Raw genomic sequence first — 19,242 nt, 5'->3', positions numbered from 1 at the left:
CCCTGTATCAAACCGCTTCGGCCCGCCTCCTATTAGCGTGACATTCGTTGACCAGCAGCGCGGCGATACCCGGACTCCGGCGTACCCGTGCAAGACACCGCTGCCTGGTCGGCCCAATCGCTCCAATAGGCATCCCCAGCCGCGCACTGATCTCGGCGTACGGAATAGGCGGATCCGCGAACAACATCGACAGCAGCTGCTGATCCCTATCGGACAGTCCGTCAATAGCCTCGCGCAGCGCGTCGCGTCGTTCGTCCACCAGCAACCGGTTGTCCGGCCCCGGGCACGACACGTCCGCCATGTCTTCGGTCTCCTGGGCCACCTGGCGACTCCGGTCCCGCAGCATCTGCAAGCACTCCCGCCGCGTCGTCGTCACGATCCAGCCCGGCAGGGCCTCCGGGTCACGAATCGTCGTCATGTTCGCCACCAGGCGAAGCCACACTGTCCCGGCCACGTCGTCGGCGTCCACGCCCGTGATCCCGAGGTTGCGGCAGATCGCCGACACCAGCGGCCGATATCGCTGGACAAGCGTCGCCCACGCCCAGGCTTGTCCGCGCGTCGCGCCGTGCACAAGAGCCGTCAGAACCATCGTCTTCCCCCGCTCGGTGAGCAACCGACCGGCTTCACGATTTCGCCACGCCCTGCTCGCGGACCTTGCAGCAACCTTGCGGACCGACAAGCATCGAGATCCATGGAGTTTCGGCTGTTCGGGGAGGTGCAGCTGAGGGCGGGAGGCAAGCTCGCCGACGTGGGAACGCCACGTCAGCAAGCCGTGCTGGCCGCCCTGCTCGTGGACGCCGGAAAACCGGTCCCGATCGAGACGCTGATCGACCGCGTCTGGAACGAGACGCCACCGGCCGAGGTCCGCAACGTCCTCTACTCGCACCTCAGCCGGATCCGGAGGCTGCTCAAGGACACGGCAAGACTGGAGCGCCGGCCCGCCGGGTACGTCCTCGACGTCCCACCCGGCTCAGTGGACATGCACCGGTTCTGGCAGCTGGTCGAGCAGAGCAAGGACCTCAGCGACACCGACAAGGCCGCGACGCTCGCTGAGGCGTTGGCGCTGTGGCGGGGCCCGCCCCTCGCGGGCGTCCAGGGCGAATGGGTCGATCAGGTCCGGGATCGCTGGTCGCGGCGAAGACTCGATGCGATCGTCCAATGGGGTGACGTGGAGCTGCGGCTGGGGCGGCCCGCACAGGTCATCGACGTGTTCCGCGATCTGGCTGCCGAGTACCCGTTGGCCGAGCAGTTCGAGCACGTCCTCATGCGAGCGTTGCACGCGGCGGGCCGGGACGCGGAGGCGCTTGATCGTTACACCGTTATCCGGCAACGGCTCGCGGACGAACTGGGCACCGGCCCTGGACCGGAACTGCAGGCCCTGCACAGTTCGCTGCTCAGGGGCGAGTTGCCGAAGCCGCGGCGGGCGAACAGCGCCGCGCCCGCGCAACTTCCGCCTGACGTCTACGGGTTCGCTGGCCGGGAAGAGCAACTAGGACAGTTGGGCAAGCTCGAGCGGGCCCGGATCGTCGTGGTCTCGGGGACCGCGGGCGTCGGCAAGACGTCCCTGGTCGTGCACTGGGCGCACCAGGTGCGCGCGGACTTCCCCGACGGCCAGCTGTACCTGAACCTGCGCGGGTTCGATCCAACGGGGACGCCGGTCGCGCCCGCTGAGGCCGTGCGCGGGTTCCTTGATGCTTTCTACGTGCCGCGCGAACGGGTTCCGGCGGGGTTCGAGGCCCAGGTCGGGCTCTACCGCAGTCTGCTGGCCGACCGTCGCGTGCTGATCGTGCTGGACAACGCCCGCGACGCCGAGCAGGTTCGCCCGCTGCTGCCTGGTTCGTCGCAGTGTCTCGTGCTGGTCACCAGCCGGGATCAGCTTGCCGGGCTGGTGGCCGAGGGCGCGCATCCGCTGATGCTCGACCTGCTTGACGTCGCCGAGGCACGCACTCTGCTGGTGCGGAGGATCGGCGCGGAACGCGTCGCGGCCGAGTCCGAAGCGGTGGACGAGATCATCCGGCTCTGCGCTCGGCTTCCGTTGGCGTTGGCTGTGGTTGCGGCGCGGGCTGCGACGCATCCCAAGTTCAGCCTCGCCGCGCTGGCCGACGAGCTGCGCGAAGGCTTGGACGAGTTATCCGGCGCCGATCCGGCGACCGATCCCCGCGCCGTGTTCTCGTGGTCCTACCTTCAGCTGAACGAGACCAGCGCGCGGCTGTTCCGGTTGTTGGGCCTGCATCCCGGGCCTGACTTCGGCATTCGTGCGGCGGCCAGCATGGCCGGGCTGCCGGTCGCGCAGGTTCGCCCACCGTTGGCCGAGCTGGCCGGAGCGCACCTGGTCGCCGAGGAAAGCCCTGGCCGCTATGAGTTCCACGACCTGCTGAGGGCCTACGCCGCCGAACTCGCCCAAGGGGACAGCGACCGGCATGCCGCCCGGCGGCGCATGCTCGGCTATTACGTCCACAATGGAAATCGGGCGGACCGCCTGCTCGACCCGTTCCGGGAGAACCCGCCCGGCTTCCCTGAGCTTCCCGGCCATGTCGTCGTGGAGTCCATATCGGACAAGGCGCGGGCATTGGCGTGGTTCAACGCCGAATACCGCGTGATGTTGGCCGTCATCAACCAGACACACGGCTTCGACGAGGAAGTCTGGTCGCTGGCATGGACGTTGCGCCGGTACTTCACCCGCCGGGGACTGCGGCACGAGCAACTCAGCGCGCTCCTGCCCGCGCTTGAAGCGGCACGGAGGATGGGCGATCCGGCCAAAGAGGCGTACGCGCAGTGCTTCATCGGCTCGTCCCACGTCCTTTTCGGACGGGTGGACGAAGGCGCCGAACTGCTGGGTGTCGCGCTCGGCCTCTACCGCAAAGCGGGCGATCGGCTCGGTGAAGGCCTTGTGCTGCAATGCTTCTGCTGGATGCTGGAACGCGAGAACCGGCACGCCGAAGCGCTCAAGTACGCCCAGCACTGCCTCGACGTGTTCCGGGCGGCGGGTCACAAGCCGGGAGAAGGCCGGGCACTCAACGCCGTCGGATTCCTGCACGCCCTGCTCGGCGCGCACGTCGACGCGCTCAACTACTGCCAGAAAGCCATTGACCTGCAACTGAAACTCGGCGACAGCGTGGGCGCGGCACAGACGTGGGACAGCCTCGGGCTTGCCTACAGCAGGCTCGGCGATCACGAGCGCGCGATCGTCTGCCACCAGTCGTCGGTCGACGTCAACCGTGAGCTGGGCAACCGGCACTCCGAGGCCATCGCCCTCACCTCGCTGGGAGACGCGTACAAGAACGCGGGCGACATCGAGTCGGCCCACATCGCCTGGCAACGCGCGGTCGAGAAGTTCGAGCAGATCGGAATTCCGGAAGCCGACGAGGTCAGAGCCAAACTGGGATGACCACCACTGGGATAACCACCACGAAGGGGAGAGATGGACGACGCCACCAGCGCACAGGATTTCGCCGCCCTGCTGCCGGAGATCGACAAGTTCGCTCGAGAACTGCCGGACAAGGACCGGTTGCTGTTCGACAAGATGCTCACCGGCGCGGCCGAGACGATCATGAACAGCTTCCAGTCCTACGCCACCGAGTTCGGTGAGGCCTTCCGCGGCGGGAAGACGCAGCTGACCATCAGCTATGAGAGCGGCGGGTACGACGATCCTCTCGTCTGCGGCAAGTACTGCACGAGATACGTCAAGCCGTAGTCATGCACACGGCTCTCGTCTCGATGCCGTTCATGCACGTCGATCGCCCGTCCATCCAACTGGGACTGCTGCGGGCGATCGGCGAGGCGAACGGCTTCCCGGTGCGTACGGTGCACGCCAACCTGGATTTCGCCGCACGCGTCGGGACCGAGTACTACCAGGCGCTCGCGGACATGCGTGGCCGGATGATCGGCGACTGGTTGTTCTCGGTCGAGGCGTTCGGCGCGGACGCGCCTGATCAAGATGCCCTGCTCGCCGACGAATTCGCGGCCGAACTGTCCTATTTGGCGGATGATGGGCGCGTCCGCGACCGGCTGACGCGGACTCGCGATGATGATGTGCCTGCGTTCCTCGACGACCTGGTCGGGGGATTTCCCTGGCACGAAGTCCAAGTCGTCGGGTTCAGCTGTACGTTCCAGCAGAACACCGCGTCGTTCGCCTTGGCACGACGGTTGAAGGAGCGCTTTCCGGGCATTGTCACCGTCTTCGGCGGGGCCAATTTCGACGGTGAGATGGGCCTGGAGCTCGTGCGGTCGGTCGACTGCGTCGACTACGCCGTGATCGGCGAAGGCGACACCGCGTTTCCCCGGCTGCTCAAGGCATTGGCCGACGGTACTGATCCATTGGCAGTGCCAGGTGTCGCAAGTCGACACGGCGCGACTCCCGCGGAGCCGCCCCTTGAAGTACTCGACGAGACACCCGTGCCGGTGTACGACGAGTACTTCCAGCGAGCCGAAAAAGCCGGTCTGCTGCCCGAGGTCGTATGGCTTCCGTTCGAGTCGGCCCGTGGCTGCTGGTGGGGAGCCAAACACCATTGCACGTTCTGCGGTCTCAACGGCACGACGATGAAGTTCCGCGCCAAGTCGCCGGAGCGGGTGCTGGCCGAACTGGCCACGCAGGCACGGCGATACGGCGTGTTCCGGTTCGAAGCCGTCGACAACATCATGGACCCGCGCTATCTCAAGGAAGTCTTCCCGGCGGTCGTCGACAGCGGTTCGGACTACGAGTTCTTCTACGAGGTCAAAGCGAACCTGACCCGCGCCCAGCTCAAGCTCCTCGCCGCGGGTGGTGTCACGCACTTGCAGCCAGGCCTGGAATCGTTGAGCTCCCACGTTCTCCGCTTGATGGACAAGGGCGTCAGGGCCGCGCAGAACGTCAACCTCCTGCGCTGGGCGCGGTATTACGGGATCGATGTCGGCTGGAACATCCTGTGGGGATTTCCCGGCGAGACCGCCGATGACTACGCCAAGCAAGCGGCCGTTGTCCCGAACCTCGTTCACCTGCAGCCGCCCGTCGGTGCCGCACGTGTCTGGTTGGAGCGGTTCAGCCCGATGTACACCCGGTTCACGATGCGGCACCGGGCACCGGAACGCAGCTACCAGTACGTGTACCCGAAGACAGTCGACCTCGATAAGGTCGCGTACTTCTTCGAATACGAAATGGATGACGCGCTGCCCGCCGAGACCTATGCCGACCTGGCCAGTGAAGTGGCCATGTGGAGCGATCGCTGGGAAGCGAAACAGCGGCCGATGCTGACCTACTGGTCGTCGCCGGGATACCTGCGGATCTACGACGGCAGGCACGAAGGCCGCGAGGGAACGTACACATTCCGCGACACACTCGCGCGCATCTACCTGGCGTGCAGTGACCGGCCGACGACCGCGTCGGCAGTCAGGAACAAGCTCGGTCTCGACGTGCCGGTGCGGGCGATCGAGGACGCGTTCGCCCAGTTCGAGGAGCGCGGCCTGATGTTCCTCGACGAGTCGCTGGCCGTTTCACTCGCCCTGCCTGCAACGCGGTATCGATGACTGTATCGATGACTGGGGGGCAGTTAAAGTAGCGGAGTGACTGATCTTCCGCTCGCCGGTGTCACCGTCGTCAGCCTTGAGCAGGCTGTGGCCGCGCCGTTCGCCACCCGGCAACTGGCCGATCTCGGTGCCCGGGTGATCAAAGTGGAACGTCCGGGCGGCGGCGATTTCGCCCGCCGCTACGACACCACAGTGCACGGCCAATCCAGCTACTTCGTATGGCTGAACCGGTCGAAGGAATCGCTCACGCTCGACCTGAAATCCGGGCGCGGCAGGGAAATCCTGCACCGGCTGCTGGCAGGCGCGGACGTCTTCGTACAGAACCTCGCCCCTGGGGCCGCGGCGAGGCTCGGCTTGGACAAGGACAGCCTGACGTACGAGAAGCTCATCACGTGCACGATTTCCGGGTACGGCGAACCATGGGCGGATCGCAAAGCGTACGACCTTCTTGTGCAGTGCCAAACCGGGCTCGTGTCATTGACGGGAACGCCTGAGGGAGCCGCACGCGTCGGAGTGTCCGTTGCGGACATCGCGGCCGGGATGTACGCGTACTCGGGAATCCTCACCGCGCTCTACACCCGTGCCATGACAGGAAAAGCCCGTTCGGTGGACGTGACGCTGTTCGACGCTCTGGCCGAGTGGATGGGGCAGCCCGCGTACTACACCCGTTACAGCGGAACACAACCACCTCGAGTCGGTACGCAACACGCCACTATTTCCCCGTACGGCGCCTACACTGCGGCCGACGGCAAGGACGTGTTGTTCTCCATCCAGAACGAGCGCGAATGGATCTCGTTGTGCGAGCAGTTCCTTGACCGGCCCGAGCTTGTCGACGACCCGCGGTACGCCACCGGGTCGGCGCGGGTCGAGCACCGCGACGAAGTCAACGCCATTGTCGCGCAACGATTCAATGAGATCGACAGCACCGAGGTCATGGCCCTGCTGGACAAAGCGGGCATCGCGAACGCCGGGGTCAATTCGGTACAGGAGTTCCTTGACCACCCGGTGCTCGCCGGGCGCTGGCAGGATGTCGGCATCCCCGGCGGGTCGATGACGGCGTTGCCGCCGCCCGCGAAGCTCGACGGGATCGCCGCACGAATGGATCCGGTGCCGGATGTCGGCGAGCACACCGACCAGATCCTTGGCACGCTGGGCTACAGCGCGAGCGACATCCAGCAGTTGCGGGCCGAGGAGATCGTATGACCACGCTGTCCGACGACGAACAGTTCATTGTCCGGACTGTCAGACAGTTCGTCGACAAAGACGTCAAACCGGTCGTCCGCGAGCTCGAACACGCCGACACCTACCCCGAGGCGTTGATCGAGCGGATGAAGGAACTGGGCATCTTCGGCCTGGCCGTCCCCGAGGAGTACGGCGGCACTCCGGTCTCGACGCCGTGCTACGTGCTGATCACCGAGGAGCTGGCGCGTGGCTGGATGAGCCTGGCAGGCGCGATGGGCGGGCACACGGTCGTCTGCAAGCTCCTGCTCAAATTCGGGACACCTGAGCAGAAACAGCACTATTTGCCGCGGATGGCCACGGGCGAGGTCCGTGCGACGATGGCGCTGACCGAACCCGGCGGCGGGTCAGATCTGCAAGCCATGCGCACGGTGGCCCGCAAATCCGCTGACGGCTACGTCGTCAACGGATCGAAGACGTGGATCACGAACTCCCGCCGCTCAAGGCTCATCGCCTTGCTGTGCAAGACAGATCCCGACGCGCGACCGGCACACCAAGGCATCTCGATCCTGCTGGCCGAACACGGTCCTGGCCTGACCGTGTCCCGCGATCTGCCGAAGCTCGGCTACAAGGGCGTCGAGAGCTGTGAACTGTCCTTTGAGGACTACCGGGCGCCGTTGGCCGCCGTTCTCGGTGGTGTGGAAGGCCATGGGTTCGCCCAGATGATGTCCGGGCTGGAGACCGGCAGGCTGCAGGTGGCCGCGCGGGCGCTCGGGGTCGGCCGGGCCGCGCTGGAGGATTCACTGGCGTACGCGCAAAGCCGGGAGTCGTTCGGCAAACCGATCTGGCAGCACCAGTCCATCGGCAACTACCTGGCCGACATGGCCACGTCGTTGTCCGCGGCGCGTCAACTGACCCTGCACGCGGCACGGGAGGCCGACGCGGGCCGCCGGGTGGACATGGAAGCCGGAATGGCGAAGCTGTTCGCGTCGGAGACCGCGATGCAGATCGCGTTGACCGCGGTCCGCATTCACGGCGGGTACGGGTACTCCACCGAATTCGACGTGGAGCGGTATTTCCGGGACGCGCCACTGATGATCGTGGGCGAGGGCACCAACGAGATCCAACGCAACGTGATCGTGCGTCAGCTCATCGCCCGCGGTGGACTGGAGCCCTGATTGGCCAGCTCCTCGCGCAACCGGCGGACCTCCTCGCGCAGCGTGACCAGTTCGACGTGCAGTTCGTCGGTTTCCTGCTGCACTGTCGCCTCGCTTTGCTGAATTCGTTCCAGCAGCCAGGACGCGATCATTCCGGTGATCACACCGAGCAACGCGATTCCGCCGATCATCAGGGCGGCCGCGACCAGCCTGCCTTCCCACGTGGTCGGATAGACATCGCCGTACCCGACCGTCGAGATCGTGGTCAGCGTCCACCACAAGGCTTTCGGGAACGAGTCGATCCCGGCGTCCGGATTGGCCCGTTCGGCGTCCAGCACGGCGAGCGCCGCGGCGAAACTGACCAGTACGGTCACCATGGCGACATAAATCGCCACCCGGCCACGAAAAGCCGTCGACGCCCTGCGGTTGAGCACCCGCAAAACCGTGACAATCCGCAGTACCCGCAATTGCCGGACCATCGGCAGCGCCACCGCGACCAAATCGAACAGGTGACGCCAGATGAACCGCAGTTTCCGCTCGGCGAGGATCAACCGGGTCACGTAGTCGGCAGCGAATACCAACCAGATCACCCAGAGCGTGATCTCCAGTCCGAGATGCACGCCTGCCGGCGCACTGACATGCAGTACCTGCCAGGCATATGCGACAAGGAACGCCACGGCGAGTGCGCTCAGCGGCCACTCGGTTCGCCGTTCCCAATTGGACAGTCGCTGCTCGGTCACCGCGACACTGTAACCGCGATCGGGGCCTCAGCCGCCTGGCCGGCAGCGGAAAATCAGGGCAAGCCCGATGACCATCGCGACCGGCCCGGTGATCCAGGCGTACACGTAGTCGACTTTGCCGCCGAGCGCGGTGAAGAAGATCGCGACCGTGTAGATGAAGCAGAGCACGGCGGTGAGCGTCAACGCCTCTTTCAGCCGTGACCTGGTCTGCATGAACTGAGGGTAACCCAGTGACTGCGAATTAGGCGTGAGGTCTTGTTCCCAGAGTTAACATCGGATCATGAGCCGGATCAACGATGTGGGCGGTGTGCAGGGGTTCGGCATGATCGAAGCCGACCAGGACGAGCCGCCCTTTCATGCGGACTGGGAGGCACACGTCTTCGCCCTCAACGGTGCGCTGATCCGGCACGGGATCTATCAGCTCGACGAGTTCCGCGATGCGATCGAACGCCTGTCACCCAGCCAGTACCTGGCGGCGTCCTACTACGAGCGGTGGTTTTTGGCGATTCGCACACTCCTGATCGAGAAGGGTGTGTTCACCGAGGAGGAGCTGGATGACGTTCACGACCGGTGACCGGGTCCGGGCCAAGAGCGTCGATCCGCCGCACCACACCCGCCTGCCGTCCTACATCCGGGGCGCGGTCGGCACGATCGTGGGAAATCAGGGCGCTCATCCGGTTCCCGACGACGTCGTACGGGGGTTTTCCGCGCCGGCGGAGACGGTTTACGCAGTCCGGTTCACCGCCGGTGAATTGTTCGGAACAGGCGATCACACCGTGACGGTGAGCCTGTGGCAGAGGTACATGGAGCGGCTGTGAGTGGTGATCATTCCGACGCGCCGATCGCGGCACGGGTCCGGCGGATGGAAAGCCTGCTCGAAGAGCGCGGCCTGGTGATTCCGGGTGCTCTCGACGAGACGCTGGCGGCCTTTCTCAACCGTGCGTCACCAGCCAATGGCGCCCGGATCGTGGCCAGGGCGTGGGTGGATCCGGAATTCCGGGACCGGCTGCTCGCCGACGCCCCCGCCGCGATCGCCGAACTCGACTTCTCGATGAGCGGCGGATTGCACGTGCAGGACCTGCAGGCGGTGGCCAATACCGAGCGTGAGCACAACGTGGTCGTGTGCACGCTGTGCTCTTGCTACCCGCTCGCCTTACTGGGCCCGTCACCCACTTGGTACAAGAGCGAGAGCTACCGGTCGAGGGTGGTCCGAAATCCCCGCGAGGTGTTGCGGGAATTCGGCTTCGAACTGCGGCCCGAGGTCGAGATCAAGGTGTGGGACGCCAACGCGGAAACCCGGTACATCGTCATTCCCGCCCGGCCGGCGGGCACCGAGAACCTCACCGAACAACAGCTGGCCGAATTGGTCACCCGCAACGGTCTGATCGGGACAGCGCCCGTTTAGAGCTCGTCGTCGTGTTGCAGAGCCCATTGGGCGAGCCGCAGCCGTGAGGTGATGTCCAGCTTGCGGTAGCTGTTACGCAGGTGGGTCTCGACCGTGCGGGCGCTGAGAAAGAGCCGGGCCGCGATGTCCGCATTGGACAGTCCAGCGCCGACAAGCCGGACGATTTCGGCTTCCCGCCTGGTGAGGACGCCGTCGCCGCGTTCGATCCGCTGAGCCCTGGCCAGCCTGCGGGCACGGTCGAACCATGGTTTGACGTGTTGCAGCTTCTTCAGACAGCGGAGAACGGTGTCGCGGTCGGGCTCCAGCTCCGCGGCTTCCAACAAGGTCTGTGCGGCAAGCAGTGGTGCGCCCATCGACTCGAATCGGCGTGCCGCGCCACGGAGAAGTTCGGCGTCTCCCTGCAGCAAACCGTCGTGGCGGTCCGACAACACGTCGATCATCGGCGCGTCATCCTTCGTCGAACGCAGCACCTGCTGAACGGCAGTGGCCGACGCGGCATCCTTGGCGGCGATCGCGGCCTGGCTCGCGCTGAGCAGCCGGAGATAGCAGATGATCGGGTCGGTGAACCGGAACGCGTCCGCGGTGAAAGCGGGCGCACGCTCGGGCTGACCCGAGTAGCACGCGATGGTGGCCTCGGCCGTGGCCCAGGTGAAATCCAGTGCGTTGTCCCGCACGGCAGGCCGCGCCCTGGCCAGCCGCATGCTCTGTCGCGCCTCGTCCAGCCTGCCCAGTTCGGCCAGCAGACAGGCCCGGAACGCGTACATCCGCGCGGTCAGCCGGTACAGGCCGGTCTGAGTGCTGCCGTCGATGTCCTCCTCAAGCGCGGTGATGGTCGCGGGCAGATCACCCTGGAAGTACTGTGCGGTCCGCTGGAGCAGCCGCATCGAGTACACCGCGGACGGCATGACGAACACCGCGTTCGCCGCGCGTGCGAGGTCTGCCAGCCGGACAGCGCCGGCGATGTCACCAAGCAGCAGGCTCACCCCGGTGTGGATCCGGCGTGGCGTGAACGCGAGTGCGGGGATCTGCGCTGCACTGGCGCCACCGACCCGTTCGGCCTGGACGAAGTGCCGGTGCGCGGCGGCGAATTCGTGATCGAGCACGGCCGAATAGGCCTGTGTGGCGTGGAAGATCGCCTGTGACGGCCCGTCCGGCCGATCACCGAACAAGTCGCTCAACTGCTGGTAGGTGGCTCGGGTGGTTTCCAAGGGCATGTGCCTGGCGACAATCGCGATACGCATCGCGGCGTATTCGATGTCCCGGTCGCCTCGCAGCTGCGAGATCGCGTCGACATGGCGCTGCGCGGCGTCCCCGTCGCCCCGCTCGGACTCCAGCATCGCCAACTGCACCAGCAACTGGATCTGCCGTGTCTCCTCCGAAGCCGCTCGTGCGATCTGCAGCCGTTCCCGCCAGACCGCCGCCGCGTCGTCCAGCCGAACGGCACCTTGATACGCCAGGCCAAGCGAATCCAACAGCTCCGGCACGAGCTGCGGCCGTGCGTCCCTGGCCAGAGCCAGTGCCCGGCCGAGGTACTCCACCGCTTCATCGGCCGCCAACGCGTACAGGGCCCGCTTTCCGGCGGCGGCGAAAATGTCGATGGCTCGTTGCGTGTCCACGAGTTCGCCCGCGCCTCGATAGTGCGGCGCGGCCGCGAGGATGGTCTCGGGCGTGCCTGTGTCGATCGCGGCCGCCAGCTTGGCGTGGAGCTTGCGGCGTTCGCTTTCGGTCAGTTCGGCGTAGGCGACTTCGGCGTAGAGCGGATGGGCGACGCGGTAGGTGAGTTGGCGTCCGGTGACGTGTTCCTCGATGTGGCCTTGCCGCAGCAGGTTGTGCAACGCCGGATCGCCCGGCGGCAAGCCGAGAACTTCCGCCGTTGCCGAGGTTCCGGCCACGGCGATGACGTCGAGGATGGCGCGTTCGGGTTCGTCGAGTGCGTGCAGCCTGCCGAGGACGAGGTCTCGCACGATGGCGGGAAGTGGCCCGTGCCCGGGAAGCATCTGTGCGAGGGCCCTGACGAACAGCGGCACGCCTTTGGTGCGCGCCGACATTTCCGCAAGGAGATCGTGGTGCGGTGGCTGGCCGAGCAGGTCCTGCAGGAGGCTGGCGAGATCGGAGACGTTGAGCGGCTGGAGAACCAGCTCAGTCCCATTGCGACGGACGAGCGTGGCGAGATCGGTCAGCCGTTGGCCGGACTGCGGTGTCCGGCAGGTGCCAAGGACGACGAACTGGCCGTGGCCGGCGCCCCGGCCGAGGTAGTGGACGAGTTCGATGGTGCCGTCGTCGGCCCAGTGCAAGTCGTCGACGATGAGCAAAAGGGGAGCGTTGAGCTGCACGAACCTCAGCGCGGCCTCGAACATGCGGGTCCGGTTGAGTGCCGGATCGCCGCCGGGTGCGGGGTGCGGCAGGCGTGGGTCGGTGATCAGCCTGCCGAGATCAGGCAGGCCGCGCAGCATTTCGGTGCTTGTCCGCGCGGGCAGGGAATCGAGGTGTGTGCGCAGCGCCGACACGACGGGTGCGTACGCCAAACCGGTCTGCAACGGATCGGCCTGGCCGTTGAGCACAGCGAAGCCAAGATCCCGTGCGGCTCGGGCCGCATGCTCGGCGAGCCGTGTCTTGCCGATACCCGGCTCACCGCAGATCAGCACAAGACGGCCGGTGCCGCGCTCGGCGTCGGCCAGAATCCCCGCCAATGTGGCTGTTTCCCGGTCCCGCCCGGTCAGCCGTGGCTCCATCCCCTGTGCCACTTCTCCGCGCCTCCCCTCACCCGGATGGTAGAGAACAGGGGCAGCCGTTCGGCGGCGGGCCAGTGCGTGGTGCACTATCCACAATGGCGTCCGAATGGAGGAGTGACTATGCGTTACCTGGCATTGGCCGCGATCGTCCCGGCGGTGGTGCTGATCGGTGGCACCGGCTCGGCGACTGAGATCCCGTCCATGCGGGTGACTACGGCGTCCTCGAAGCTCCAGGCCTACAAACCCAACGCGGGTGGCGTCACCTACAACCCGAAGCTCGCCCCGGCGGGAGCGACGTTGTCCGTGCTGAGTGTCTCCACGCCGCAGGGCACGACCGTGTTGCTGACGATTCAGGGCCTGCTGCCCAAGCGCCAGTACGGCGCGCACGTGCACGTCAAGCCTTGTGGGCCGGCGCCGGCGGACTCGGGACCGCACTTCCAGGACAAGAAGGACCCGGTCCAGCCGTCAGTCAACCCGGTGTACGCCAACCCGCGCAACGAGATCTGGCTGGACTTCACCACCGACCGCCTTGGCAACGGCTTCGCGGTCGCCCGGGTGAAGTGGGGCTTCGGGGAGCGGGAAGCCTCGTCCATCGTCATCCACGAGACCCGCACGCACACCGATCCCGGCCACGCCGGCACCGCGGGCGCCCGCTTGGCTTGCCTCACCGCTGATTTCTGACCAGTCCCACTGCCTTGAGGAAGTTGGGGCATTGGGTGATGTCCTCGTGCTCGCAGTTCAATGCCCCTTCGACGAGCTTGAGCGACGCCTGCAACGCCACGATCCGGCCGATCAGGTCGGCCTGGTGGCGTCGCATGATCTCCCTGCGCGTGCCGGGATTCCCGACCACGAACATCTCCCTGATGTCGTCGAGGCTGAACCCCGCTTCCTTGGCCTTCAGGATCACCGCGATCCGGTCGAGGTCGGCGTCCCGGTAGCGCCGCCGGTCGCCGTCCCGTTCCGGGGTGAGCAGGCCCATCGACTCCCAGTGCCGCAGGACGTGGGTGGCTAACCCGAACTGCTCGGCGACCTGCCCGACGCCGAACGTCTCGCTTGACTTCATGTCGACATTAAGTCCCAGCATGTCGGACATGTCCACTTCCCTCATCGAAGCGCTGGACGCCTTCGACGCGTTGCCGGGTGCGGCTGAACTGCGTGCCCGCACCTACGAACTGCTTGCGTTGCCGCCGGGCGCGCCTGTGGTGGATGTCGGGTGCGGAACTGGTCGTGCCGTCGCGGAGCTTGCGGCGCGAGGCGCGAAACCGGTCGGTGTCGACGTCGATCCAGAGATGCTCTCGGCGGCAAAGGCCCGATGGTCACACGACTTCCGGTTGGGCGACGCGTACTCACTGCCTGTCGACCACGTCATGGGCTACCGGGCCGACAAGGTGTTGCACGCCTTGGCAGATCCCTCGAAGGCCTTGGCGCAAGCGCATCGGGTGCTCGACCCGGGCGGCCGGATCGTCCTGGTCGGCCAGGACTGGGAACACTTGGTGATCGACTCGTCGGACCCGGACCGGACCCGTCAGGTACTCCGCGAGCGCGCGGACGCGCTGCCCAGTCCGTACGTCGCCCGCAGTTATCGGAACCTATTGCTGGACAACGGCTTTGTCGACGTCACAGTCGAGGTGCACACGACGGTCTGGACCGACGGGCGCATGCTGCCAGCGGTCGCCAGGTTGACCGAGGATCGGGAATGGCTCGCCGAGCAGACCGAACGCGCCCGCACGGACAGATTCTTTGTTGCGGTACCTATATTTCTGGCCAGCGGTACTCGCTGACCGGACTGGACACTTCGGACACCCGGGGTGGGTGAGTGCGAAGGGGAACGCATCGGCGGTGCGCTCGGGCAGGTTTCTTGTTCATCGAGGCAGTGGGCTCGTTTACTGCCAGGACGAGGAATTTCGTCAGATGTGAGGAGAGCCGGCGTGTCTCCATCTCTCGACGACCTGGCCGCACTGCACAGACGCGTAGCCGAGATCTCGGTGTCGGTGACCGCGCCGCGCAAAATCGTGACTGTGACTGTCGGGCAGCACGGGCAGATCACCGATTTGCAGTTCCCTTCCAGCGCCTACCTCGGGCTCACGCCCGCTGACCTCGCCACGACGGTCATGCGCACGTTGCGGCAAGCCCAGGCGCAAGCCCGGGAGCGGGTGGCCACCCTGCTGGCGCCCGTCGTCCCGCCGCATTTCGACCTGACCGGCCCGTTGCCAGTCGAAACAGATGAACCTGACGAAAGTGGCATATTCCGGAAGCTGATCAGCTGACGGTTGGTGTACGCGCTCTCACACCTTGTAGCCTGTCGCTGTGTCGCGGTTACGTGTCCAGGTGTTGGGCCCGGTCAGCGTGGTCGAAGACGAGGTCGAGCTCAAGCTGGGACCGCCACGGCAGCGCGCGGTGCTGGCCGTCTTGGCCGTTCGGGCGGGCCAGGTGGTGTCACGGGCTGAGCTGATCGAAGCGGTCTGGGGACAGGCCGCGCCGTCCAGTGCGGCCAGCGCGGTCTACCTGTACATCTCGAACTTGCGCAAGCTACTGGGCAAGGACGTGCTCGCGTCCGCCGACAACGGCTACACACTTCGACTGCCGCAGGATCGGATCGACGTCAAGGTCTACGACGGGCTGATCGCGCAGGCGGGCAAGCAGTCGGCTGGTGCGGCGGCGGCGTCGCTGGGTGAAGCGCTGGGAATGTGGCACGGCGAGGCGCTTGCCGGGATCCCAGGGCCCTTCGCCACCCACGAACGCACGCGGCTCGCGGAGTCCTACCTCCGTGCCGTCGAGGCCTCCGCCCGGGCGCGCCTCGAACTCGGTCAGCACGTGGAACTCGCCGCCGACCTCGGCAGTCTGGTGCGGGAGCACCCGTTGCGGGAATCCCTGCGGGAGCTGCTGATGCTGGCGCTCGCCCGAAGTGGGCGGCACGCCGAAGCGTTGGACGTCTTCCAGGAGACCCGCGAAACACTGTTGCGAGAGCTCGGCGCTGAGCCAGGACAGGCGTTGCGTCAGGTGCACGCGCAGATCCTGGCGGGTGAGGACCGCGCGGTCGTACCGCTTGAGGTGATGCCCGCGCACGTCGCGGCCAGCGCGCGGAGCGACGCGCGGCTGTTCGTCGGTCGTGCCGCCGAAGTGGCCAAGATCCGCGACCGGGTGACGGACGTGGTGGCCGGCCGCGGCGGCATGGTCTGGATCGAGGGCGACCCGGGGATCGGCAAGTCGGAACTGCTGATCGAGGCGCTGGCCGGCGTGGGGGAGCAGGGCTGTCAGCTCGGCTGGGCGATCGCCGACGAACCGGACATCCGGTTCCCGCTCCGGCTGATCATGGAGTGCCTTGGCATCACGGTGAAATCCCCGGACGCCGACCGTGCCGAGCTGGCCAGGCAGCTGCGGATGCACACGGGCAAGGACGACGAAGACCCGATCTCCGACGCGGTCGACCGGATGCTCGCGCTGGTCGACCGGATGTGCGCGCACGGGCCGGTTGTCCTGGTGATCGACGACCTGCAATGGGCCGATGAAGCGAGCGTGCACGTCTGGCGCCGGTTGTCCGCGGCGGTGAAACAGTTGCCGCTGCTGCTCGTGACGTGCTCACGCACCGGCCACGGTCGTCCCGAGCTCGACCAGTTGCGTTCGCGCGCCATGCTGATCTCCCTGGAACCACTGCGGCCCAACGACGTGGAGTCGTTGACCGGCCGGCTGGTCGGCGGCAGGCCGGGCAGGCTGCTGCGCCGGGTCACCGACCGAGCCGGGGGAAATCCGCTGTACCTGCGGGAAATGGTCCGTGGTTTGGTGCGTGACTCGGCCGTCGACCTGGTCGACGGGGTCGCGCACATCGATCAGGTGCACGTCGAAGCTGCGCCTCGGTCGCTCGCCGACGCCGTGGAACGCACCTGTGGTGCATTGCCGCAGCAGACGCACGAAGTCCTCCGGTGGATGGCGGTACTCGGTCCAGAGGCCACAATGGACAACGTGGTCGCGTTGACCGGGCGCGCGGCCGTAGACCTGCGTACGGCATTGGTCGACGCGGTCGACGCCAACGTGGTCTTCGGCGAAGGACCGCGATTGGTGTTCCGGCATCCGTTGATGCGGGAGGCAATCCTCGGCGGGATCTCCCCAGCCGTCCGGGTCGTGCTGCACCGTGAGGCCGCGAAGGCCTTGGCCGGTACGGACGCGCCCGCGATCCGGGTCGCCGAACAACTCGTGGCCGCGTCCAGCCTGGAACCCTGGGTGTCCGGCTGGCTGGCTGACCACGTCACCGAGGTCGCCAACCACGGCCCGTTGGTCGCCGCCGACCTGCTGGCCGGTGTGCTCGAAACGCTGGACCCGGCCGATCCGGCGCGCGAAGTCCTGCTGGCCACCCAGGTCAAGGTGCTCTTCCGGCTGACCAGGGTCACCGCCGAGCAAATCGAGCAGGCACTTGCTGCGTCAACCGACCCCGTCCGCACCGAGGAACTCCGGCAGCTGCTCGCCGCGATCATCTACCGCAGCGGCCGCAGGGAGGACTCGATCAGGACGCTCACCGAGTCCGAAGTGGACGAGTCGGTGCCACAGGAGTGGCGGCAACGACGCAAGTTCCTGCTCGCTCACCTCGTGCGCGACGTCACGGACGTCGACGCCGCCGAAACCATGGCGAAGACGGCATACGAGGAAGCCGCCGCGGGCGGCGAAGTCGGCCTGATGGCGCACGCGCTGCAGACCCAGTGGATCGTCGATTCGGTCCGAAGGGACCACGAGGCGGCGCTCGACCACATCGACGCGGCCATCGACGTGGTTCGCGGCCGGGCGGATCTGGCGGGCATGCACTTCAACCTGCTGGACAACCGGCTCTTCACGTTGCAGAACCTGGACCGGATGGCCGACGCGGACGAAAACCTGCGTGCCGCCAACGAACTCGTCGTCGAGCACCGGCTGCCGGTCGGTCCGCAAGTCGCCGGTGCCGTGCACTACTACTGGACCGGCCGCTGGGACGAAGCGCTCTACGAGCTGGACGCGATCACCGAGGACGGCCCGGCGATCACGTACGCGGGCCTGATGGACGCCGGTCCGGCTGGCCTGTTGCTGCACGGTGTGTCGGCGTTGATCGCCGGGCGCCGGGACGACCGTGCCGCGCTCGCGGCGAACCTGGACGCGGCCGAGCGCTACCTCGTGATCACCGACTCGGAGCGGGAAAGCCAGGATTTCCTGCTGGCCGCCCGCGCGCTGGCCGCGACTCAACGCGGGGACATCCCCGGTGCCCTGGCTGAGTTCGCGCCGGTGCTCAACCCGGCCTACGCCGAGATGATGCTGCGCCATCAATGGCTGCCGGAGATCATCCGGCTGTCCCAAGCGCATGACTCAGCCCTGGTGAACGACGCCATGGCGGTGGCTGAGATGGAGGCCGACCACGAGCGCGTGCCTGCTCGCGCGTACGCGGCCTTGCACCGCTGCAGAGCCCTGGCCACCGGCGATCCCGAACCCGCGCTGGTGGCCGTCGACCACTACCGCTCGGTCGGGCGCCCAGTCGAACACGCGGTCGCCTTGGAAGACGCAGCCGTGCTGCTGGCCGCGCGCGACGCCCGCACAGCCGCGACAGACGCGTACGGCGAAGCCCTCCGGATCTACCTGGAACTCGGCGCGAACTGGGACCGCGCCAGGGCGAAGTCCCGGATGAGCCAGTTCGGCATCCGCGAGCCCATGCATGCCGTCCCCGGTGTCGGCGGCAGCGACTGGGAGACGCTTTCCGCGGCGGAGCAACAGATCGCCGCCATGGTCGCCAATGGCCTGTCCAACCCGGAGATCGCCACCCGGATGTCGCTGCCCCGGCGGATCGTGCAGGCCCACGTCGGGCAGATCATGGCCAAGCTCGGCGTTGGCTCGCGGTCGGAGATCCGGCAGGCCTCCTAGATCACCCCCGCACGCAGCGCGTACGCCACGGCATGCGCCCGGTTACGCAGGTGCAGACGGGCGGTCATGTTGTAGATGACGTTCTTGACGGTCCGTTCGGAGTACCGCAGCTCCTGCGCGATCTCCTCGGTGTCCCACCCGTCGGCGATCAACCGGAGCACATCGACCTCACGCGGCTGCAACCCGGACGCGTTCAGCCCGTTCGGCGCGAGCACCTCCCGCTGCAGCACCTCGACCCGGCGCAGCAGCTTGCCGAGCACGTCACGCGGCATGACGCCGTTGCCATCGGCGGCGGCGAGCACGCTGTCGACGAGCTGGGTCCCGGTCGCGGTCTTCTTCGGCAGGATCGCCACGACATGGCACTCGACCACGGTCAGCAGTGGGGCCTCACCGAGATCCCCGGTCATCAGGACGGTCGGCTTGCCGATATCGGTCGCGGTCTGCCGCAACCGGGCCATCACGTCACTGCTCAAGTGGTCCGTCGAGAAGACCACCACGTCGGGGCGGTCCTCGGCGCCGTCGACCACGGTCAGTTCGCGGCGAGATCCGAGAAAGCTGCTCAGCCCCACGTGGGACATCGGGTCCGATGTCTGGACAACCACGCGCACCTGTTCCATCGACTCCTCCACACGCTGGATCGGTGTGGCGAAGAG

18 protein-coding genes are annotated in these 19,242 nt (G+C 66.7%); 12 read left to right on the top strand and 6 right to left on the bottom strand.

The window, feature by feature from the left end:
• Window positions 1–7 precede the first annotated feature (7 nt).
• Window positions 8–589: an RNA polymerase sigma factor gene (locus B9C43_RS20915; protein ID WP_033392308.1), complete on the bottom strand. Its 582-nt coding sequence runs from the start codon at window positions 587–589 to the stop codon at window positions 8–10.
• 102 nt (window positions 590–691) lie between these two features.
• On the opposite strand from B9C43_RS20915, the gene B9C43_RS20910 reads away from it, so the two are divergent.
• From B9C43_RS20910 to B9C43_RS20890, 5 genes are read left to right on the top strand one after another with little or no spacing between them, the layout of a single operon-like run.
• The gene (locus B9C43_RS20910; RefSeq protein ID WP_084428584.1) at window positions 692–3,388 is read left to right on the top strand and encodes an AfsR/SARP family transcriptional regulator; all 2,697 of its coding nucleotides are present in this window, start codon (window positions 692–694) and stop codon (window positions 3,386–3,388) included.
• 33 nt (window positions 3,389–3,421) lie between these two features.
• Entirely contained in the window at window positions 3,422–3,694 is a 273-nt protein-coding gene (locus tag B9C43_RS20905; RefSeq protein WP_084428583.1) for a hypothetical protein, read from the top strand.
• 2 nt (window positions 3,695–3,696) lie between these two features.
• Complete coding sequence (locus tag B9C43_RS20900) at window positions 3,697–5,502, top strand: RiPP maturation radical SAM C-methyltransferase (protein WP_084428582.1); 1,806 nt, start codon at window positions 3,697–3,699, stop codon at window positions 5,500–5,502.
• 36 nt (window positions 5,503–5,538) lie between these two features.
• Window positions 5,539–6,705 carry a CaiB/BaiF CoA transferase family protein gene (locus tag B9C43_RS20895; RefSeq protein ID WP_084428581.1) on the top strand — a complete coding sequence of 389 codons (1,167 nt, stop codon included), beginning with the start codon at window positions 5,539–5,541 and terminating at the stop codon, window positions 6,703–6,705.
• Window positions 6,702–7,859: an acyl-CoA dehydrogenase family protein gene (locus tag B9C43_RS20890; protein WP_084428580.1), complete on the top strand. Its 1,158-nt coding sequence runs from the start codon at window positions 6,702–6,704 to the stop codon at window positions 7,857–7,859. Before B9C43_RS20895 ends, B9C43_RS20890 begins: the two co-directional genes overlap by 4 nt.
• Here the strand turns inward: B9C43_RS20890 and B9C43_RS20885 are convergent.
• Entirely contained in the window at window positions 7,826–8,578 is a 753-nt protein-coding gene (locus B9C43_RS20885) for a potassium channel family protein (RefSeq protein WP_084428579.1), read from the bottom strand. The two genes, B9C43_RS20890 and B9C43_RS20885, sit on opposite strands and share 34 nt — an antisense overlap.
• A 27-nt stretch (window positions 8,579–8,605) precedes the next feature.
• Entirely contained in the window at window positions 8,606–8,791 is a 186-nt protein-coding gene (locus B9C43_RS20880; protein WP_033392304.1) for a hypothetical protein, read from the bottom strand.
• Between the two features lie 67 nt (window positions 8,792–8,858).
• Between B9C43_RS20880 and B9C43_RS20875 the strand changes: the two genes are divergently transcribed.
• The 3 genes from B9C43_RS20875 to nthA are packed head-to-tail and all read left to right on the top strand — an operon-like array spanning window position 8,859 to window position 9,983.
• Window positions 8,859–9,152, top strand: a complete 294-nt coding sequence (locus B9C43_RS20875; protein WP_084428578.1) for an SH3-like domain-containing protein — start codon at window positions 8,859–8,861, stop codon at window positions 9,150–9,152.
• Window positions 9,133–9,396, top strand: a complete 264-nt coding sequence (locus B9C43_RS20870; RefSeq protein ID WP_084428577.1) for an SH3-like domain-containing protein — start codon at window positions 9,133–9,135, stop codon at window positions 9,394–9,396. Before B9C43_RS20875 ends, B9C43_RS20870 begins: the two co-directional genes overlap by 20 nt.
• Complete coding sequence (nthA, locus tag B9C43_RS20865) at window positions 9,393–9,983, top strand: nitrile hydratase subunit alpha (RefSeq protein ID WP_033392305.1); 591 nt, start codon at window positions 9,393–9,395, stop codon at window positions 9,981–9,983. The genes B9C43_RS20870 and nthA overlap by 4 nt, the downstream gene beginning before the upstream one ends.
• Here nthA and B9C43_RS20860 read toward each other — a convergent pair.
• Window positions 9,980–12,727, bottom strand: a complete 2,748-nt coding sequence (locus tag B9C43_RS20860; RefSeq protein WP_143446482.1) for an ATP-binding protein — start codon at window positions 12,725–12,727, stop codon at window positions 9,980–9,982. The two genes, nthA and B9C43_RS20860, sit on opposite strands and share 4 nt — an antisense overlap.
• 108 nt (window positions 12,728–12,835) lie before the next feature.
• Between B9C43_RS20860 and B9C43_RS20855 the strand changes: the two genes are divergently transcribed.
• The gene (locus tag B9C43_RS20855; protein WP_084428575.1) at window positions 12,836–13,396 is read left to right on the top strand and encodes a superoxide dismutase family protein; all 561 of its coding nucleotides are present in this window, start codon (window positions 12,836–12,838) and stop codon (window positions 13,394–13,396) included.
• On the opposite strand, the gene B9C43_RS20850 is transcribed toward B9C43_RS20855, so the two are convergent.
• On the bottom strand, window positions 13,380–13,808 hold the full coding sequence (locus B9C43_RS20850) for a helix-turn-helix domain-containing protein (RefSeq protein WP_327222713.1): 429 nt from the start codon (window positions 13,806–13,808) through the stop codon (window positions 13,380–13,382). The two genes, B9C43_RS20855 and B9C43_RS20850, sit on opposite strands and share 17 nt — an antisense overlap.
• Between B9C43_RS20850 and B9C43_RS20845 the strand changes: the two genes are divergently transcribed.
• The 3 genes from B9C43_RS20845 to B9C43_RS20835 all read left to right on the top strand — a co-directional run bounded on the left by B9C43_RS20845 (window position 13,807) and on the right by B9C43_RS20835 (window position 18,589).
• Window positions 13,807–14,496 carry a methyltransferase domain-containing protein gene (locus tag B9C43_RS20845; protein ID WP_084428574.1) on the top strand — a complete coding sequence of 230 codons (690 nt, stop codon included), beginning with the start codon at window positions 13,807–13,809 and terminating at the stop codon, window positions 14,494–14,496. The genes B9C43_RS20850 and B9C43_RS20845 overlap by 2 nt on opposite strands.
• A 147-nt stretch (window positions 14,497–14,643) precedes the next feature.
• Window positions 14,644–14,982 carry a YbaB/EbfC family nucleoid-associated protein gene (locus B9C43_RS20840; protein WP_160096612.1) on the top strand — a complete coding sequence of 113 codons (339 nt, stop codon included), beginning with the start codon at window positions 14,644–14,646 and terminating at the stop codon, window positions 14,980–14,982.
• Window positions 14,983–15,022: 40 nt separating this feature from the next.
• The gene (locus tag B9C43_RS20835) at window positions 15,023–18,589 is read left to right on the top strand and encodes a BTAD domain-containing putative transcriptional regulator (protein ID WP_084428572.1); all 3,567 of its coding nucleotides are present in this window, start codon (window positions 15,023–15,025) and stop codon (window positions 18,587–18,589) included.
• Here B9C43_RS20835 and B9C43_RS20830 read toward each other — a convergent pair.
• Window positions 18,586–19,206, bottom strand: coding sequence for a helix-turn-helix transcriptional regulator (locus B9C43_RS20830; protein WP_033392418.1), 621 nt, complete (start codon window positions 19,204–19,206; stop codon window positions 18,586–18,588). The two genes, B9C43_RS20835 and B9C43_RS20830, sit on opposite strands and share 4 nt — an antisense overlap.
• Window positions 19,207–19,242: the final 36 nt, after the last annotated feature.

Source organism: Kibdelosporangium aridum (assembly GCF_900176515.1).
GTDB lineage: Bacteria > Actinomycetota > Actinomycetes > Mycobacteriales > Pseudonocardiaceae > Kibdelosporangium > Kibdelosporangium aridum.
This window is presented reverse-complemented; position numbering and strand designations above follow the sequence as displayed.

Excerpts from the sequence above, each read along its gene's own strand:
- B9C43_RS20910 (WP_084428584.1), top strand. The coding sequence starts at position 692 with ATGGAGTTTCGGCTGTTCGGGGAGGTGCAGCTGAGGGCGGGAGGCAAG.
- B9C43_RS20870 (WP_084428577.1), top strand. The coding sequence starts at position 9,133 with ATGACGTTCACGACCGGTGACCGGGTCCGGGCCAAGAGCGTCGATCCG.
- B9C43_RS20880 (WP_033392304.1), bottom strand. The coding sequence starts at position 8,791 with ATGCAGACCAGGTCACGGCTGAAAGAGGCGTTGACGCTCACCGCCGTG.
- B9C43_RS20850 (WP_327222713.1), bottom strand. The coding sequence starts at position 13,808 with ATGTCCGACATGCTGGGACTTAATGTCGACATGAAGTCAAGCGAGACG.
- B9C43_RS20855 (WP_084428575.1), top strand. The coding sequence starts at position 12,836 with ATGCGTTACCTGGCATTGGCCGCGATCGTCCCGGCGGTGGTGCTGATC.
- B9C43_RS20890 (WP_084428580.1), top strand. The coding sequence starts at position 6,702 with ATGACCACGCTGTCCGACGACGAACAGTTCATTGTCCGGACTGTCAGA.
- B9C43_RS20875 (WP_084428578.1), top strand. The coding sequence starts at position 8,859 with ATGAGCCGGATCAACGATGTGGGCGGTGTGCAGGGGTTCGGCATGATC.
- B9C43_RS20905 (WP_084428583.1), top strand. The coding sequence starts at position 3,422 with ATGGACGACGCCACCAGCGCACAGGATTTCGCCGCCCTGCTGCCGGAG.
- B9C43_RS20845 (WP_084428574.1), top strand. The coding sequence starts at position 13,807 with ATGTCCACTTCCCTCATCGAAGCGCTGGACGCCTTCGACGCGTTGCCG.
- B9C43_RS20900 (WP_084428582.1), top strand. The coding sequence starts at position 3,697 with ATGCACACGGCTCTCGTCTCGATGCCGTTCATGCACGTCGATCGCCCG.
- B9C43_RS20915 (WP_033392308.1), bottom strand. The coding sequence starts at position 589 with ATGGTTCTGACGGCTCTTGTGCACGGCGCGACGCGCGGACAAGCCTGG.
- B9C43_RS20830 (WP_033392418.1), bottom strand. The coding sequence starts at position 19,206 with ATGGAACAGGTGCGCGTGGTTGTCCAGACATCGGACCCGATGTCCCAC.